Consider the following 16468-nt stretch of genomic DNA (forward strand, 5'->3'; position numbering starts at 1 on the left):
TCAGCGGAAGTCCTCCGCGAGGATGCGCTCCACGTTGCGTTCGGCGAGCGCCGTGATCGTGACGAACGGGTTGACGCCGGTGTTGCCGGGGATGAGCGCACTGTCGTTGACGTACAGGTTGGGGTAGCCGTGCACGCGGCCGTAGAGGTCGGTCGCCTCGCCGAGCACCACACCGCCGAGCGGGTGGTAGGTGAACCGGTTCTCGAACGCCCGCGTGTCGCCGAACAGGTCGTGCCGGTAGACGGTCTTGTTGACGCGGTTGATCCGGTCGAGATGGGTTTTCATCGAGTCGATCGACGGCTGCCCCTGCTCGGCGCTCCAGTGCAGTTTCGCCGAGTCGGTGGCCGGGTCGTAGGTGAAGTGGCCGCGTTCGGGGTTCTTGGTGATCGCCAGGTAGAGGCTGACCCACAGTTCGATCCCGGCGGGCATCGGCGCGATCTCGGCGAACACCGGGTGCTCCGGGTCGTCCCACGCGTCGATGCCGAGCGCGGGCATACCGGACTGGGTGTTGCCGGTCAGGTCCCATGCGTGGTTCGCGCGGCCGGCCATGACGTTGCCGTTGGGACCCCAGCCCCGGCCGATGGCCTCGCCGAGGCCGGGCAGCGTCCCGGTGTCGCGTGCGCGCAGCAGCAGTTCGGTCGAGCCGACGCTGCCCGCGCCGAGGAACAGGTGGCGCGCGCCCAGTTCGCGGCGGGCGACGACGCCGCCGGTCTCGTCGAGCTCGCGCACGGTGAGCCGGTAGGTGCCGTCGGCGGCGCGGCGGATGTCGCGCACCTCCTGCAGCGCCGCGATCGTCACGTTGCCCGTGCCGAGCGCGGCGGCGAGGTAGGTCTTGTCCAGCGACAGCTTGCCGTGGTTGTTGCCGAAGATGACCTCCGAGGCCAGCGCCGACCGCGGCACTCCCCGGCCTCCTCGCGGCGCATGTAGTCGAAGTCGTAGACGCTGGGCACGAACACGGTGCGGTAGCCGGCGCGTTCGGCGTGTTTCCGCGCCACCCGCGCGTACTGGTAGGCGTCGCACTCCTCGAACCACTCGGGGTCGATGTCGTTGACGCCGAGCTCCCGGTTGGCCCGCGGGAAGTACGTCGCGTACATCTCGTCGGCGTCGACGTCGGGCAGGATCTCCTCGAAGTAGGAGCGCCGGGGCGTCACCGCCATCGCGCCGTTGACGAGCGATCCGCCACCGACGCCGCGTCCCAGGTAGACGGACATGTCGCCGTAGTGCACCCGGTCGAGCACGCCGGTGTGCCGGCCGACCCGGCGGTTGATGTCGAGCCAGAGGAACGAGGCGAGCGGCATCTCGGTGCGGTCCTTGAGCCACATCGCGCGGTGGTCCGGCGAGAGCATCGACGAGTACATCGACCCGTCGTCGGCGGGCGTGTCCCACAGCTTGCCCATCTCCAGCATCACCGTCGGAATGCCGGCCTCACCGAGGCGCAGGGCGGTCACCGCGGCGCCGTAGCCGGTGCCGACGACCACGGCGGGCGAGAAGTCGGGCAGACCGGCCTCGGCGTCGGCGGCCCGCGCCGGGCGCGCGGACACGGTGGTCAGCCCGTAGGCCGCGGCCGAGCTCAGGGCGGCGTAACCGAGGAACGTGCGGCGGGACAACTGTGTCATGGCGGCGATATTGGCGTGATGACAACGACGGCACAAGTAGAACGCGAGAATAATTCGCGTTTGTCCATCGATGTCACCCGAATGAATCAGTCGCCGACGCGCGGGACCTCCCCCGAGGGCGGAGCCCGGATCGGGGACGAGCGCTCAGCCGCGTGGGGTGATCCAGACGGTGATGTCGGCGGTGACCACGGTGGTCCCGGCGGTGTCGGTGACGACCACGGGAACGACGACCTCGGTGCCCTCGTCGGACAGCTCCGGCAGTTCCGGCAGCTCGGCGACGGCCGTCAGCGAGGTCTTCGCCTTGGCCACATAGGACACCGACATGCCCTTGGGGATCCAGCGGTGCGTGGTCGGGACGGTCGCCTCGGCGAGCATGCCCATGGCGATCTCGGCCAGGTTGCAGGCCGCGATCGCGTGGAACGTGCCGAGGTGGTTGTGCACGCATAAGCCTCGTTAGTGGGTGCTACTGTAGCGGCATGGTCCCGACCACGCCACCCCACCCCGTCGCCCGCGAGTACCTGCGCGTTTCGGTCGACCGGTGGGGGAACCAGCAGTCGCAAGGCGAGCAGCACGAGCACAACGCCCGAGCCGCCGACGCGCACGGCTGGACACTCGGCGAACCCTACGACGACACAGGCTCGGCGAGCCGCTACGCGCGCAAGGCGCGTACGGGGTTCGACCGTCTGCTCGCCGACCTCCGGGCCGGCCGGTTCGGCGCGCACGTGCTGATCATCTGGGAGTCGTCGCGCGGTTCCCGGCGGGTCGGCGAGTGGGTCGAGCTCGTCGAGCTGTGCGAGGACAACGGGGTGCGCATCTACGTCACCACGCACGGGCGCATCTACGACGCCGGCAACGCGCGCGACCGGCGCTCACTCCTCGAGGACGCCGTCGACTCTGAGTACGAGTCGGGCAAGACGTCCGACCGCGTGACGCGCAACCACGCCGCACGCGCGGCGGCCGGCAAACCGGCGGGCGCAGTCCCCTACGGCTACGCCCGCGAGTACGACCCCGGAACCGGCCGGCTACTCGGCCGCGTGCCCAACCCGGCCGAGGCCGGCCTCGTGCGCGAGGCGTTCGACCGGTTCACCGCCGGCGCGTCGATACGGTCGATCGTGCGCGAGTGGACCGACCGCGGCGTGCGCAACCGCGCCGGCCGCCCGTTCACCCCCGTGGCGCTGCGCGAGATGCTGCGGAACCGAAGCTACGTCGCCGAGCGCGTGCACATCCCCGGCCAGAACACGCGATGGTGGCTCGCCCGCGACTCGGCGCAGATCACGCCGGCCGAGTGGGAACCGATCGTCGACCGCGCCACGTTCGCGACCGCGCAAGCGGTCCTCGACGACCCGCAGCGCGTCACCCGCCGGCCCGGCGGCGCCCGTCACCTGCTGTCGATGATCGCCCGGTGCGACGTGTGCGGCGGGCCGCTGTCGGTGCGGGTGACGCGGGGCCGGCCGGCGTACCGGTGCCACACGTCGGGATGCGTGACCGTGCCGCGCGACGAGCTCGACGAGATCGCCGAACGCGTGATCGTCGCGTGGCTCGCGGCGCCCGAGGTGCACGAGGCGTTGCGCCACGACGGCGAGGTCGCCGGCGACGAGCTCGCGACGGTCGAGGCCGAGCTCGCCGAGGCACGCGCCGAGCTCGAGAACCTCGCCGCGCGGGTGTCGGCCGGCGACCTGTCGGTGTCGTTCGCGGCTCGTGTCGAACCGGGGTTGCGTGCCAGGGTCGACGAGCTCGCCGCGCGACACCGCGAGCTGTCGACCCCGCCCGTGCTGCGAAGCCTGATCGAGCCGGGCGAGGACGTCGCGCGCCGCTGGGAAGCGATCGACGACCCGGCCGCGCGCCGGCGGATCGTCGAGGTTGTGCTCAGTCCGGGGCATGTGGGCGAGCTGCGCGTCATGCGTGCAGGTGGGCGCGGTGTGCCGGTTCATGCGCGCATCACGTTCTCGCACGAAGCACCGTCAGGCCGCACCAGTGGCACGGACGCGCCGGCGCAACAGTCCGTGTCGCTTGCCCCTCCCGAATGACCCGCAGGGCGGGCCGCTGTGTTCCCCCTTTTAGCCTATTGATTTCGTCGCGTACGTCCCGTAATTGAGCCTCGATTCTGTCGAGGCGTGTTTTAATTCGTCTTTCAACCACTCGCCGGAAACTACCCGCGGCGTACGGAAACGCCCAAATGTCGTAAGCAGGTCGTTACACACCGCGTGGTTCGTCGAGCTCCTCGAGCTGTCTGCGCAGGTCGCGCGCCATTGCCTCGAGGCGTTCGGCTGTTGCCTCGAGTTCGGCTATCCGGTCGGCGCGTGTTTGTTCCGGTTCCGGTTCTGATTCCGGTTGGTTGTCGATCGGTCGCCGGCCGTTAAGAATCGCTTCAATACTTCCGGCCCCCCATCTGAGGGATCTTTCGATTCCCTTCCGCGTAGTCGTGCGCATCCGTGTCGGGTCGTCAGCATTCCGCCGCAGCGTCTCGGGCGAGACGTTCGCGCGCTCGGCGACCTCGTCCCACGTAAGCCCAAGCTCGCCGCGCCGGTCGTCCATCCACCAACCGAGGGTTCCGGGTTCGTACTCACGCCTAGTCACGCGCCCATGTTGGGTGGGAAAACGTGGGTTGTCTAGTCGTAATCTGGAGTCGTTTTGCCTGCTAGAAGTGTTACAGGCCCACATTTACCCACGTACAGGGACTGACGTCGCCCCCTCGTGCGTTGCTATGGGGGTTTACGGGGGTTAATGTGGGCCCCATGAGATCAGCAAGCGTGAACGGCCCGGCGGTGAAGCGGGCACGCGAGATGGCCGGACTCACACAGGGCGAGCTCGCCGCGACGTTGGGCGTCGACCGCTCCACCGTCGGCCACTGGGAGTCCACCCGGCGCCCCGACGAACCGAGCGCGCCGAACTTCAAACGGCTCTGCAAGGTGCTGCGCGTCAAGGCGGCCGACCTGCTGGCGGTTCCCAGTGACAAGGCCGCGTGAATGCCCCCGTTCGCCAAGTCCCAGCCAGGACACGGGGCCCCGAAACGGTGGCCATGCCAGATGTGCAACGGCACCGGAACCGTGCCCGCCGACCCGAGCGACCGGCGATCGGGACACGTCACGTGCCACCAGTGCAACGGACGCGGCGAAGTCTGAACTTGTCGCCCGCGTCATCGCGAACGCCGGCCAGCCCCGGCCCGACGCGCTCGCCACGCTGCGCCGCCTACTGCCCCCCGTGCACGTCCCCCACGACATCACCCACGCCGCATGAGCGCGGCCCCGGCGCTGCAACGCCGAGGCCGCCGAACACCGGCACCAACAGGAAGGAAACACCGGTGAACAACACACACGATATCGACCGACTCCAGTCCGTCATCGCTCACACCTACGAGCACGGCCTCGCCGGCACGATCTGCTCGGTTGGCACGTTCCCCAACATCGACACGTCGGTGCACCTCGAGGAGCGCGTCGACTTCGTGGCGTGGGCGCGCAGCGTCGGCGCCACGAATGTCACCCGCGGCCAGTACGGATACCTCGCGTACGGACGACTCAGCGACGGCACGCCGGTCACGGTCAAGACCCGCAAGTCACCCATCCCCGTGCCCGAGCCGATCGTCGCGTTCACCCTCGACGAATTCGCCGCCGGGGCGGGTGTCGAGTGATGGCCGCCCGCTGGCACGAGACGCCGCGCCGCGAGCGGCGAGAGGACGCCGGCCCCGGCGGGATCGTCGGGTGCGCGTTCGTGGCGTTCGCCGCGGTCTACATGGGACTGCACATCGCCACGTGGGCAGTGTCGGCGGTGATCGCGTGAGACTCGGCAGCCTGTTCAGCGGTTACGGCGGACTTGACATCGCCGCCGAGTGCGTGTTCGGCGCGTCGCCCGTGTGGTTCGCCGACAACGAACCGGCGGCGGCCGCCGTGCTCGCCCACCACTACCCGCACGTGCCGAACCTCGGCGACATCACCGCCGTCGACTGGCCAGCCGTGGAACCGGTCGACGTGCTCACGGGCGGGTTCCCCTGCCAGGACGTGTCGAGCGCGGGCAAGCGCGCCGGGATGCGACCCGACACCCGATCCGGACTGTGGACGCACATGGCACGCGCGATCGCCGTGCTCCGCCCGCAGGTCGTGGTCGCCGAGAACGTGAGAGGACTGCTCAGTGCCGCAGCCGATAGCGCAGTGGAACCGTGCCCGTGGTGTCTGGGAGACGGACGCGACGAGCCTCATGTGCGGGCACTCGGTGCCGTACTCGGCGACCTGGCCGAGCTCGGGTATGACGCGGCGTGGCACGGCCTACGCGCTGCCGACGTCGGCGCACCGCACGGCCGGTTCCGGGTGTTCGTCGTTGCTACCGACACCCGAGGCGAAACTGTCCCACTCGGGTCCGGACTACGCGCGAGCGAACCGGGCCGCATCGGGTGGCGACGATCTGGCGACGACAGCGGCGCGGCTGCTGCCGACGCCGACGGCGACGGACGCGAAGGGCAGCCGGAACGCGACGGCGAACCGCGCAACGAGCGGTCACCACAGCGGGACGACGCTCACGGACGTGTTCTGGACTGTGGCCAGTACGGACCCGCCGTCGAACGCTGGGAGCACCTGACCGGACGCGTCGCACCCGCGCCGACCGAGTTCGGCGCGCGTGGTGGCGCGGTGCTGTCGCCGCCGTTCGTCGAGTGGCTCATGGGCCTGCCCGACGGGCATGTGACCGACGTGCCCGGGTTGAAGCGGGCCGAGCAACTGCGGCTGCTCGGTAACGGCGTCGTGCCACAGCAAGCGTCGGCCGCGCTCGACCACCTCGCGGAGGTGATCGCGTGACCGACTCCCGCCCCCACCCGCTCTACCCGCTGCGCGGCGTGCCGTGCGTCGTGTGCGGCCTGCCCGCCGCCGGTGTCGTCCTCACCGAGCACGGCACCACCGCCACCGCACACGGCCGCGTCGACCCGAAAACCGGGCTCACGCGTATCTGTCCGCATCCGCCGAAGGGAGACACCACCCATGGCAACGGTTGAGTTTCCGGACGTGGTTCAGGGGTCCGACGAGTGGCTCGCGCAGCGCGCCGGCATCGTCACCGCGTCCGTCGTCGGCCAGCTCGTCACCGGGAAAACGCTCAAGGTCGCGCAGAACGAGTCGAGCCGGGCGCTCACCGCGCGACTGGTGGCCGAGCGCATCACCGGATGGACCGATCCGACGTACGTCAGCGACGACATGTTGCGCGGCATCGAGGACGAGCCACGGGCCCGCGAGCGGTACGCCGAGCACCACGGGCACACCGTGACCGAGATCGGGTTTCTTCGCCGCGACGAGGACACGTGGACGCTTGGTTACTCGCCCGACGGGCTCGTCGGCGACGACGGTCTCCTCGAGGTGAAAGCACCGCGCGCCAAGGGCCATTTGCGCACGATCCTCGCCGGCGAGGTGCCCGAACAGTACGTCGCGCAGTGTCAGGCCGGCCTGCTCGTGACCGGCCGCGCGTGGCTCGACTTCGTGAGCTACTGCGGCGGCATGCCGATGTGGACGAAACGCCTCTACCCCGATCCCGCGTGGCACGAGGCGATCGTCGCGGCCTGCCAGCAGTTCGAGACGACGGCCGCGCAGATGGTCGCCGACTACCGGGCCGCAACCGAGGGACTGCCCGCCACCGAGCGGATCATCTACGAGGAGATCACGATCTGATGGACCTCTCCGACACCATCGCGCCCACCAGCGACCAGCTCGACGCCGTCGACCTGCTGTCCGGGCCGCGCACGTTCACTATCGAACGCGTCACCGCGGGCAACTCCGAGCAACCCGTCAACATCCACTTCGCCGAGTTCCCGCGACCATGGCGCCCCGGCAAGTCCATGCGCCGCGTGCTCGTGTCCTGTTGGGGTGCCGACGCTACGGCCTACGTCGGCCGGCGCGTAACGCTCTACTGCGACCCGGCGGTGCGGTTCGGCGGCGCCGAGGTCGGCGGCACCCGCATTAGCCACCTGTCCCATCTGGACAAGCCGAAGCAGGTGCCGCTGCTCGTGGCTCGCGGAAAGTCAGCGATGTTCGTCGTGCGACCGCTCACCGAAACGCGCCTCGACCAGCTCCGCCGCGAGTGGCAGACCGCCGACGCGACCGACGCCAAGTCATCGAGGCCGAGGTCGCCGAACTGACCGCCGACGACGCGCAGGACGGGGGCGACGACTCGTGACCGACCTCGCCGAGGCACCCATCTACCCGCTCGCCCCTAGCCGGCGCCCGATCGACCGACAGCGGTACCCGCAGCGCGGCCAGCCCCTCACCACACGCGAGCGCGAGGTACTGCCGCACATCGCGAGCGGACTGGACAACGACGGAATCGGCCGCGCCATGGGCATCACCCGCGAGACGGTCAAATCCCACGTTCGCCGACTGCTCGTCAAAATGGGCGCCCGCAACCGCGCCCACGCCGTCCACATCGCACACCAACGGGGGTGGATGTCGTGAACATCGCCCGCCGCACCCTGTTGCAGCACTCCGCCCGGTGCCGCTCGTGTAACGGCCGGATCGTGTGGGCCCGCACCGCCGACGGCGAGCGGATGCCCGTCGACGACACCCCCGCCCGCGGCGGAAACGTGCTGCTGATGCTGCAAGGCGTGCAGCTCGTCGCCGGGGTGCTCGGCAAGGCCGACGCCACCCGACGCCGCGCCGGCGGGATCGAACTCTACGTCCCCCACTTCGCAACCTGCCCGAACGCCGACCGGCACCGGCGGCGCTGACCCGGTGGCCGGCCGTGCCGTGCAGGGGCGGACACGGCCGGCCACTCCAACCCGAGGAGACACCCCATGGCCAAGATCAGCACCAGCCTTCCCGTCGACAACCGCAACGGCCTTGACAAAATCGCCGCGTCGATGGTCGACAACCCCGAGCAGCGACACATCATCGTGGCGATCGTCGACACCAAGACCATCGCCACCGACTGTGACACCGGCGACGTCACACCCACCGCCCGCATCCGGGCGATCGAAGGGCTCACGGTCGATTCCGCCGACGGGAAAGAGGCCCGCCGCCTGTGGCGCCGCGCGTTCGAACGGCGTACCGGGCAGGTCGAGCTGCCCATCGAGCTCGAACGCGAACTCGACGGCCTGTCCGGTGATGGGGACATGTGATGCGGCCACGCACACGCCGCTACGCGCTCGCACGATCCGGGGACCTGCCCGCCGAAGCGCTCACCACGCGCGAGCGGGAACGGCTCGTCGCCGACCTCGCCGCGCTCGGATGGACGGTCCCCGAGATCGCCGAGCACACCCATCAGACGACCTACACGACGGCCCGCATCCTCGACAACGCGAAGCGGGCGCAATACGCACGAGAGGCAACCGCGTAATGCCCTGGTTCAAGACCGACGACTCGTTCTACCGACACCGCAAGGTGCGCAAGCTCGGCCGCGACAAGCTCGCTGCGGTCGGGCTGTGGCAGCTCGCCGGCGCGTGGTGCGCCGACAACGTCGACACGAACACGGCCGACGGGTTCGTCCCGGACGAACAAGTCGAGCTGTGGGACGCGCGGCATCGGTACGCGAAACGGCTCGTCGAGGTCGGATTGTGGGAGCGCTCCGAAGTGGACGGCGAGCACGGCTACGTGTTCCACGACTGGGCCGACTATCAACCGACGCGCGCCGTCGTCGAGGCCGAGCGCGAAGCATGGCGGCAGCGCAAGGAACGATCACGCGAAAAGTCACGGCGTGACACCCGGCGTGACTCACGCAGGGAATCCCGCGAGGACTCACGCGAGGAGTCCACCCCCGATTCACACGAGAGTCACGCTGCACCCGTTCCCGTCCCCGTTCCCGTCCCTACTAGTGGTCACCTTGGGGAGGGGGTGTCACCTATCGACGCGCGGACGCGCCCCCCGCCCCGAACAACCCCGACGAACGACCGAGCGAGCGGTGCCCGCGACACCGCCACGTCGACGACCCGCCGAACTGCGGCCAGTGCGCCGACGCCCGCCGAACCGCGAAGCAGTGGGAATCCGCCCGCGACGCCGAACGCGACCAGCTCTCCGCAGCGATCGACCGCGCCAAGCGCGACCGCCGCCAGGACTGCGAACACGGCACCCCCGGCGGCCTGTTCATCCGACCCGACACCGGCGCATCGGCCACATGCCCGCAGTGCCGCCAACACGAGAGGACATCCGCATGAGAAAGGCCGACGCGGTCGACATCGTCGCCCGGCACGTGCTCGAAACGACATGGACCCGCGCACTCAGCCACGAGCTCGTGACCCACGCCGACTACCCGCTCATCCCCGAACCCGACTGGTGCGACGTGCTCGACCTGGCCGACCTCAAGGCGCGCGGCACACGCGTCTACACCATTCAGCAGGCCTACCAGGCGCTACAGCAACCGGAACGCCACGGGCCAGGTGCGTCCTGATGGACGCCGACACCGCGACGTGGATCCGCACCCACGTGTGGACCCGCGACCTCCGCCGCGACCACGACAACGTGCCCGGCGCGTTCACACGAAGCGTGGCTCACCACCCCGCCCGGATCGAAACGCGCCATCTACAAGCCCGTGTGGCTCGCCGACCGCGCCTGCAACTGGACCTGCCCCTGCACAGCCACCCACACCCGACAGCCCACCCAGCCCGAACAGCTCGCGCTGATCTGAGGAGACCCACATGACCCGAAACCGCCGCAGCGCGAAAACGGCCGCGCCCGGTTCGAACGGCAGATCGCCGACTACCTCGCCGAGGTCGTCGACGACCGCATCGACCGACGCGTCCGCAACGGCGCCAAAGACCGCGGCGACCTCTCCGGCGTCCGTATGTCGCCCGCTTTGCGGTCTCAGCGCGTCGTGTGCGAGCTGAAAGACACCACCCGGTGTGATCTCCCGGGGTGGACACGAGAAGCCGCCACAGAGCGAATGAACGACGATGCCGCCGTCGGTCTGGTGATCCACAAGCGACACGGCAACGCCAACCCCGCCGAACAGTGGGTATCGATGACGGTCGCCGACCTCGTGGCGCTCCTCACCGGCGAACGACCCGAAGGGGCCGACGAATGAAACACGACCTCGACGAGATCGCCGACGTCTACCGCGCCGCCGTCGAGCGAACCGAGCACCCGCGGCGCGCGGTGATGAACGCATTCGGCATGACGCGGCAGACCGCCGCCCGGTGGATACGACTTGCCCGCGAGGCCGGGAACCTGCCGCCCGAGCAGGGGAAGGCATTCGCGGCGGGCGAGCACTACCCACGACGCGCACGGTTCGGCAGCGACCGCGCTACATGGCTCGCGTGCGCCGAATGCCGCCACCCCTGGCCATGCCCCAACCGAGGAGGACGGAACCAGTGAGCATCGACAGCGACCGCACCCGCCTCACAGCGCAGATCGGGTCCAACGTCACCAATACCCCCATTGAACGAGCGAAAGCGAGGCTCACCGTCGTGGAACGAGCCCACGACGCCGACGACATGGCCGAACTACTCGCCATGCTCGGACTCGACGACGAGAGGCCCCGCGATGCCGTTTGACCGCGAGACGCAGGCACGCCGCTACGGCCGCCGACACCGACGACTCCGCGCTTACTGGCTGCCCTACGTCACCGAGGACGGGTGGACTGTGCCCGCTGCGGACAGCGGATACACCCCACCGACCTGTGGGACCTGGGGCACCGGGACGACGGGAAACCGGGGTACTGGGGTCCCGAGCACAGGGGGTGCAACCGCACCGCCGGCGCCAGCAACTCGAACACCACACCCACCGACCCCAAACCGAGGAGGTACACCAGGTGGTGAACGCTCGCGCCGAGCTGCGAAACAAGCAGGGCACCAGGGGGGAGGGGGTGCCCCTCGCTGATCGCAGCAGAAACAGAACAACCAGACGAGAGGGCACACTCAGCGTGGAATGTCAACAGCTCGACGCGCGAAATTCTGTTCACAGTGGACAGAGCTCGAGCCGGTTTTCCCCGCCGAGAGGGCCCCGGGACATCCCTGCCCCTGTCTTTCTCTCTCCCCGCACACGCGATCACGTGAGGTAGGCACATGACACGCGAACACATGCAGGCTGCTGACCACACGTTCGCCGCGTCGGTCGCGGAAACGCTCGATTCGCTCGAGTTGCAGGCAGAAGACCGCGCAGCGGGCCGATTGGCCGAGAAGTACGCCCGGGCGCTCGACGAGGCGCGCGCGGCCGAGGTTCAGGCGGACAAGGTGCTGCGGCGCCTCGACGACGACGATCCCGACCCCGAGCTCGCCGAGTTGGTGTCGGCGTTGCGGGGCAAGCTGTCGGCGCGTACGGCGCTCGAGTCGCTGGGGCCCAAGTTGCTGTCCGTGCTCGACGCGCTCGGCGGCTCGCCGAAGGCTCGAGCGTCGGCCGGCAAGACTGCGGGGAAGGGTGGCAAGGGTGGCAAGCTCGCCGAGCTCCGCGCTGCTCGGGCGTGAGTGTCCGCGCCTGTTCACCGAGCCGGCGCGCAAGCTGACCAGGAAGACGACGCTCGGTTTCGAGGCGATCGCGTTCGCCGAGGACATGCTCGGCATGACGTTGCTCCCGTGGCAGCGTTGGTGGTTGATTCATGCGCTCGAGCTCGAGCCGGGCGGCTCGTTCCGATACCGCACCGTACTAACGCTGGTGGCGCGGCAGAACGGCAAGACGACGCTACTCAAGGCGTTGAGCCTGTATTTCATGTACATGGGGCGGGCGCGCCTGGTGCTCGGTGCGGCGCAGTCCCTCGACATCGCCCGCGAGTCGTGGTCGGGCGCGGTCGATCTGGCCGAGGGTGACGCCGAGCTCGCCGACGAGATCGACCTCGTGCGCCGAGCGAACGGCGAGCAAGAGTTGCGGCTCGTCAACGGCGCCCGGTATCGCATCGCTGCGGCCACGGGCGCCGCCGGCCGCGGCCTGTCGGTCGACCTGTTGATCCTCGACGAGCTGCGCCAACACCAGACGTGGGCCGCGTGGGGTGCGCTGTCGAAAACGACGATGGCGCGGCCGGACGCGCTCACGGTGGGCATCTCGAACGCCGGCGACGACCAGTCGGTCGTGCTGAACGCGCTACGCGAGGCCGCGCTCGCCGGCGCCGACCCCACCATCGGCCTGTTTGAGTGGTCCGCGCCGGACGGGTGCGAGCTCGACGACCGCGACGCGTGGGCGCAGGCCAACCCCGGACTTGGGCACACGATCACCGAGCAGGCGATCGCCACGGCGCAGGCCACCGACCCGCCGGCGGTGTTCCGAACCGAGGTGCTGTGCCAGCGGGTCGACGTGCTCGACTCGGCGGTCGACCCGGGCGGGTGGAGCACGGGCGCGGACCCGGGCGGGTCCCTCGAGGGTGCGCGCGACCGGGTCGCCGTCGGGCTCGACGTCGCACCGGACGGGGCGCACGTGGCGCTACTGGCGGCGGCGGACGCCGGCGACGGGCGGGTGCGTGTCGAGCCGGTCGCCGCGTGGGACTCGACGGACGCCGCGCGCGACGAGCTCGACGAGCTGCTCGACCGGATCGCCCCGCGGGCGCTCGCGTGGTTCCCGTCGGGGCCGGCGGCCGCGCTCGGCGCGGTGATCCGTCGTGACCGTCTTGCGCCGGCCGGCGGGAACCGGAAGGGCCGGCGGCCGGGCCGTCCGTTCGAGCTCGTCGAGTTGACGGGGCAGAAGGTCGCCGAGACGTGTCAGTCGTTCGCTGATTTGGTCGCTGCGGGCCGCGTGTTGCATCCGGCGGACCCGATGCTCGACGCGCACGTGATGAACGCGCAGCGGCTCGACCAGGGCGACGGGTGGCGGTTCGCTCGTCGCGGGGCGGGGCACGTGTCGGCGGTGTACGCGGCGGCCGGCGCGGTTCAGGCGGCGTTGACGTTGCCTCGTCCGGCGGGGCGGCCGCGGGTGATCGTCGCTCGGTAGCGCCACGCCGGCGGCCACAGTGGACGCCGGTATTTCTATACCGTTATAGTTATCGGTGTGGGATTCGTGCGGACGGTGCTGAGGTGGGCCGGCGTGCCAGACACGCCGGCCCCCGAGCCGCACGTGTCGTTCTCGTGGGACCTGCACACGTCCCCCATCGACGATCTGATCACCCGCGAGGGCCGCGAACTGTCCAATGTGCCGGTGGCGCGTGACCGGGCGCTCACGGTGCCCGCGGTGCTGCGCGGGCGGAACATGATCTGCTCTATCGCCACGCTGCCGTTGGTGACGAAGGCATCCGACCGCACCGAGACGCGTACGCCGTTGCTCGAGCAGATCGACGACGCCGTGCCCAACATCGTCACGATGTCGCAGACGGTCGAGGACTTGCTCCTCGAGGGTGTCGCGTGGTGGCGGGTGCGGTCGCGGCTGGCGGATGGGTTCCCGCGGTCGGCCGAGTTCGTCAACGCGCACCGGGTGTCGGTCAACCCGCCCGCCGGCGCGCCGCCGCGGCGCCTGCCGTCGGGTCTGTACCCCGGCGAGTCGGTGCTGTGGGTCGACGGCGAGCCGGTGCGCGGTCGGGACATGATCCGGTTCGACTCGCCCAACCCCGGAATTCTGACGGCGGCCGCGCGTGCGATTCGTCGGGCGATCGTGTTCGAGCGTGCGTCGGCGATGTACGCGCGGAACCCGCGGCCTGTCGAGTACTTCACCCCGTTGGAGGGTGCCGACCCGACGACCGACGAGGAGATCGAGGAGATTCTCACGGCGTGGGGCGAGGCTCGCCGCGCGGGCTCGACCGCGTACGTGCCGGCGTCGCTCAAGTACAACACCGTGGACATGCCGTCGCCGGCCGAGTTGCAGCTCGTCGAAATGCAGAAACAGGCGACGGTTGAGATCGCTAACGTGATGGGCCTCGACTCCGAGGATTTGCAGGTGTCGACGACGTCGCGCACCTATCAGTCCGCTGTGGACCGTCGGCGCGACCGGATCAACGACGTGCTGTCGCCGTTCATGAGCGCGATCACCGACCGCCTGTCGATGAACGACGTCACTCGCAGGGGGCAGCGTGTCGCGTTCAAGTTGGACGACTACATGCGCGCCGACCCCACTACGCGGTGGGGCACATACCAGACCGGACTACAGAACGGCGTCGTGTCGGTCGCCGAGGTGCGCGCGATGGAAGGTTTGCCCGACATCCCGGTCGAGCCGCGGCCCGTGGCGCCCGTGCGGCGGCCGGGCGTTCGCCGCCAAGTGGAGGAACCACGCATGTCACACACGAGCGGCGCGCAGTTCGCCGACGACACCGACGACGGGCTCGAGCGCATCGCGTTCGACGGTCCGCCGGTCGACGCCGAGTTCCGCGTCGACCGTGAGCGGCGCACCGTCGAGGGTCTGCTCGTGCCGTGGGGCAAGGTCGCCCGGTCCGCCGGCGCGGCCTACACGTTCGCCCGCGGTTCGCTGTCGTGGTCGGAGGTGTCGCGGGTGAAGCTCAACCGCGAACACGCCCGGTTCGACGTGGTCGGCGTGGCGCGGCGCCTCGAGGTCACCGACGAGGGCCTCGTCGGCACCTTCAAGATCGCCCGCGGTGAGGACGGCGACCGCGTGTTGTCGCTCGCCGAGGACGGAATCCTCGACGGTTTCTCGATCGAGGCCGAGTTCGACGAGGGCGGGGTCGAGTGGTCCCGCACCGGTGACGACGGTGGGGTTCGGCGCGTGTCGCGTGCTCGGCTCGCCGGCGTCGCGATCACCAGTAGCCCAGCATTCGACGACGCCCGCGTGTCGGGTGTCGCAGCGTCCAGAAAGGACACACACGTGTATAAGCCCGACGAGGGTCAGAACGAGGCGCCGGCCCCCGGGCCGGACGCTGCCGCATTCACGAGCGCAGTCGAGGCCATGGCCGGCGCGGTCGAGCGTCTCGGCCAGGTTCAGGCCGAGCTGCCGCAGAAGATCGCCGACGAGGTCGCCAACACGGCGGGGCCGGCGTTCGTCGACCCGGCCGGCCGCGAGCAGCAGAAGTTCAGCGTGAACGAAGAGCCGTTGTACCGGTTCGACGGTATCGGCGGCCAGCACGATTTCAGTTCGGACATGATCGCCGGCGCCAAGGGTGACGACGAGGCGCGCGCCCGCGTCGAGGAGTGGATCGGCGCGAACTTCTCGGTTGAGACTGGCGACGTCGAGTCGCTGAACCCGGCGCGGCAGCGGCCCGACATGTACGTCGACCAGCTCGATTACGTCACGCCGATTTGGGACTCGATCAACAAGGGCTCGATCAGCGACAACACGCCGTTCGTGCTGCCGAAGTTCGAGAGTTCGGCGAACCTGGTCAACGAGCACACCGAGGGCACCGAGCCCGACTCGGGCACGTTCACGACGACGTCGCAGACGATCACGCCGCAGGCGGTGTCCGGCAAGGTTGAGATCACCCGGGAGACGTGGGACCAGGGCGGTAACCCGCAGCTCTCGTCCATCCTGTGGCGGCAGATCGTGCGCGCCTACCGTGAGGGCCTCGAGAATTCGGCGGCGTCGATGCTGGCCGACCTGTCGGTCGCGACGATCGCCCTCACCGGGTCCGACGTCGAGCTCACCGACGAACTGAAGCAGGCGCTCGCCGCGCTCCAGTTCGTCCGCGGCGGTAACCGGTTCCGTGACTTCAAGTTGCACGGCGAGCTCTACAACGCGCTTGCGGGCGCGAAGGACGGCAACGGCCGGCCCATGTTCCCCGTGCTGTCGCCGTCGAACGCCGACGGCACCGCGGATGCGTTCTTCGGGTCGATCGCCGTCGGTGGCCTCGCCGGCGTGCCCGCGTGGGCGCTCAACGACGCCGGCGGCGGTTCCTCGTTCCTGTACAACCGCGAGGACGTGCACGGCTGGGCAAGCGCGCCCAACCGGTTGGAGTTCCAGTACCGCGTCGCGTACGTCGACGTTGGGGTGTGGGGCTACAAGGCGGTTGCGTGCACCCGTGAGGACGGCGTCCGCGAGATCACCTACGCGCCGAGCGACAACGGCGGCGACAACGGCGGCGACGGCGGCGGGGCCTGA

Annotated in this window: 20 protein-coding genes and 2 pseudogenes; 19 read left to right on the top strand and 3 right to left on the bottom strand. The window is 69.8% G+C overall.

The features are described 5' to 3' along the window. A pseudogene (locus BJF85_RS30895) lies at positions 1-1616 on the bottom strand (GMC oxidoreductase). Between the two features lie 144 nt (positions 1617-1760). Then, positions 1761-2057: pseudogene (locus BJF85_RS08445) on the bottom strand (hotdog fold domain-containing protein); the annotation flags it as partial. 35 nt (positions 2058-2092) lie between these two features. On the opposite strand from BJF85_RS08445, the gene BJF85_RS08450 reads away from it, so the two are divergent. Then, on the top strand, positions 2093-3643 hold the full coding sequence (locus BJF85_RS08450) for a recombinase family protein (RefSeq protein ID WP_075846492.1): 1551 nt from the start codon (positions 2093-2095) through the stop codon (positions 3641-3643). A gap of 166 nt (positions 3644-3809) precedes the next feature. Here the strand turns inward: BJF85_RS08450 and BJF85_RS27190 are convergent, their stop codons facing one another. Then, on the bottom strand, positions 3810-4151 hold the full coding sequence (locus BJF85_RS27190) for a hypothetical protein (RefSeq protein WP_139320529.1): 342 nt from the start codon (positions 4149-4151) through the stop codon (positions 3810-3812). Positions 4152-4351: 200 nt separating this feature from the next. Here BJF85_RS27190 and BJF85_RS08455 point away from each other — a divergent pair, with 200 nt between their 5' ends. The 18 genes from BJF85_RS08455 (at position 4352) to BJF85_RS08535 (ending at position 16468) form a co-directional block, all read left to right on the top strand. Continuing rightward, positions 4352-4582 carry a helix-turn-helix transcriptional regulator gene (locus BJF85_RS08455; protein ID WP_083666109.1) on the top strand — a complete coding sequence of 77 codons (231 nt, stop codon included), beginning with the start codon at positions 4352-4354 and terminating at the stop codon, positions 4580-4582. Between the two features lie 335 nt (positions 4583-4917). Further along, positions 4918-5244: a hypothetical protein gene (locus tag BJF85_RS28740; protein WP_075846494.1), complete on the top strand. Its 327-nt coding sequence runs from the start codon at positions 4918-4920 to the stop codon at positions 5242-5244. Then, positions 5244-5393, top strand: coding sequence for a hypothetical protein (locus tag BJF85_RS28745; RefSeq protein WP_222844470.1), 150 nt, complete (start codon positions 5244-5246; stop codon positions 5391-5393). Before BJF85_RS28740 ends, BJF85_RS28745 begins: the two co-directional genes overlap by 1 nt. Next, positions 5390-6400 carry a DNA cytosine methyltransferase gene (locus BJF85_RS08465; RefSeq protein ID WP_075846495.1) on the top strand — a complete coding sequence of 337 codons (1011 nt, stop codon included), beginning with the start codon at positions 5390-5392 and terminating at the stop codon, positions 6398-6400. The genes BJF85_RS28745 and BJF85_RS08465 overlap by 4 nt, the downstream gene beginning before the upstream one ends. Continuing rightward, positions 6397-6594 carry a hypothetical protein gene (locus BJF85_RS08470; protein ID WP_075846496.1) on the top strand — a complete coding sequence of 66 codons (198 nt, stop codon included), beginning with the start codon at positions 6397-6399 and terminating at the stop codon, positions 6592-6594. Before BJF85_RS08465 ends, BJF85_RS08470 begins: the two co-directional genes overlap by 4 nt. Beyond that, a complete protein-coding gene (locus tag BJF85_RS08475) occupies positions 6581-7258 on the top strand; it encodes a lambda exonuclease family protein (protein WP_075846497.1) in 678 nt (225 codons plus the stop codon). The genes BJF85_RS08470 and BJF85_RS08475 overlap by 14 nt, the downstream gene beginning before the upstream one ends. Next, positions 7258-7725 carry a hypothetical protein gene (locus tag BJF85_RS08480; RefSeq protein WP_075846498.1) on the top strand — a complete coding sequence of 156 codons (468 nt, stop codon included), beginning with the start codon at positions 7258-7260 and terminating at the stop codon, positions 7723-7725. The genes BJF85_RS08475 and BJF85_RS08480 overlap by 1 nt, the downstream gene beginning before the upstream one ends. A 34-nt stretch (positions 7726-7759) precedes the next feature. Continuing rightward, positions 7760-8038 carry a response regulator transcription factor gene (locus BJF85_RS08485; protein WP_075846499.1) on the top strand — a complete coding sequence of 93 codons (279 nt, stop codon included), beginning with the start codon at positions 7760-7762 and terminating at the stop codon, positions 8036-8038. Beyond that, positions 8035-8310, top strand: a complete 276-nt coding sequence (locus BJF85_RS08490; protein WP_083666113.1) for a hypothetical protein — start codon at positions 8035-8037, stop codon at positions 8308-8310. The genes BJF85_RS08485 and BJF85_RS08490 overlap by 4 nt, the downstream gene beginning before the upstream one ends. A gap of 66 nt (positions 8311-8376) precedes the next feature. Further along, a complete protein-coding gene (locus BJF85_RS08495) occupies positions 8377-8700 on the top strand; it encodes a hypothetical protein (RefSeq protein WP_075846500.1) in 324 nt (107 codons plus the stop codon). After that, positions 8700-8918, top strand: coding sequence for a hypothetical protein (locus BJF85_RS08500; protein WP_075846501.1), 219 nt, complete (start codon positions 8700-8702; stop codon positions 8916-8918). The genes BJF85_RS08495 and BJF85_RS08500 overlap by 1 nt, the downstream gene beginning before the upstream one ends. 810 nt (positions 8919-9728) lie before the next feature. After that, positions 9729-9965, top strand: a complete 237-nt coding sequence (locus tag BJF85_RS08505) for a hypothetical protein (protein WP_075846502.1) — start codon at positions 9729-9731, stop codon at positions 9963-9965. A 492-nt stretch (positions 9966-10457) separates the two neighbouring features. Further along, positions 10458-10598, top strand: coding sequence for a hypothetical protein (locus tag BJF85_RS28750; protein ID WP_222844471.1), 141 nt, complete (start codon positions 10458-10460; stop codon positions 10596-10598). Then, the gene (locus BJF85_RS08515; protein ID WP_075846503.1) at positions 10595-10888 is read left to right on the top strand and encodes a DUF6214 family protein; all 294 of its coding nucleotides are present in this window, start codon (positions 10595-10597) and stop codon (positions 10886-10888) included. The genes BJF85_RS28750 and BJF85_RS08515 overlap by 4 nt, the downstream gene beginning before the upstream one ends. Then, positions 10885-11067, top strand: coding sequence for a hypothetical protein (locus BJF85_RS08520; protein ID WP_075846504.1), 183 nt, complete (start codon positions 10885-10887; stop codon positions 11065-11067). Before BJF85_RS08515 ends, BJF85_RS08520 begins: the two co-directional genes overlap by 4 nt. A 510-nt stretch (positions 11068-11577) precedes the next feature. Then, positions 11578-11976: a hypothetical protein gene (locus BJF85_RS08525; protein WP_075846505.1), complete on the top strand. Its 399-nt coding sequence runs from the start codon at positions 11578-11580 to the stop codon at positions 11974-11976. Then, positions 11939-13426, top strand: coding sequence for a hypothetical protein (locus BJF85_RS08530; RefSeq protein WP_083666115.1), 1488 nt, complete (start codon positions 11939-11941; stop codon positions 13424-13426). Before BJF85_RS08525 ends, BJF85_RS08530 begins: the two co-directional genes overlap by 38 nt. A 93-nt stretch (positions 13427-13519) precedes the next feature. Further along, positions 13520-16468 carry a phage portal protein gene (locus tag BJF85_RS08535; RefSeq protein ID WP_139320531.1) on the top strand — a complete coding sequence of 983 codons (2949 nt, stop codon included), beginning with the start codon at positions 13520-13522 and terminating at the stop codon, positions 16466-16468.

This window comes from Saccharomonospora sp. CUA-673 (assembly GCF_001942305.1).
Lineage (GTDB): Bacteria > Actinomycetota > Actinomycetes > Mycobacteriales > Pseudonocardiaceae > Prauserella.

What these genes read in the sequence shown, in the direction of transcription:
- BJF85_RS08450 (WP_075846492.1), top strand. Translation starts at nt 2,093, where the DNA reads ATGGTCCCGACCACGCCACCCCACCCCGTCGCCCGCGAGTACCTGCGC.
- BJF85_RS27190 (WP_139320529.1), bottom strand. Translation starts at nt 4,151, where the DNA reads ATGGACGACCGGCGCGGCGAGCTTGGGCTTACGTGGGACGAGGTCGCC.
- BJF85_RS08455 (WP_083666109.1), top strand. Translation starts at nt 4,352, where the DNA reads ATGAGATCAGCAAGCGTGAACGGCCCGGCGGTGAAGCGGGCACGCGAG.
- BJF85_RS28745 (WP_222844470.1), top strand. Translation starts at nt 5,244, where the DNA reads ATGGCCGCCCGCTGGCACGAGACGCCGCGCCGCGAGCGGCGAGAGGAC.
- BJF85_RS08475 (WP_075846497.1), top strand. Translation starts at nt 6,581, where the DNA reads ATGGCAACGGTTGAGTTTCCGGACGTGGTTCAGGGGTCCGACGAGTGG.
- BJF85_RS08480 (WP_075846498.1), top strand. Translation starts at nt 7,258, where the DNA reads ATGGACCTCTCCGACACCATCGCGCCCACCAGCGACCAGCTCGACGCC.
- BJF85_RS08495 (WP_075846500.1), top strand. Translation starts at nt 8,377, where the DNA reads ATGGCCAAGATCAGCACCAGCCTTCCCGTCGACAACCGCAACGGCCTT.
- BJF85_RS08500 (WP_075846501.1), top strand. Translation starts at nt 8,700, where the DNA reads ATGCGGCCACGCACACGCCGCTACGCGCTCGCACGATCCGGGGACCTG.
- BJF85_RS08505 (WP_075846502.1), top strand. Translation starts at nt 9,729, where the DNA reads ATGAGAAAGGCCGACGCGGTCGACATCGTCGCCCGGCACGTGCTCGAA.
- BJF85_RS28750 (WP_222844471.1), top strand. Translation starts at nt 10,458, where the DNA reads ATGAACGACGATGCCGCCGTCGGTCTGGTGATCCACAAGCGACACGGC.
- BJF85_RS08515 (WP_075846503.1), top strand. Translation starts at nt 10,595, where the DNA reads ATGAAACACGACCTCGACGAGATCGCCGACGTCTACCGCGCCGCCGTC.
- BJF85_RS08525 (WP_075846505.1), top strand. Translation starts at nt 11,578, where the DNA reads ATGACACGCGAACACATGCAGGCTGCTGACCACACGTTCGCCGCGTCG.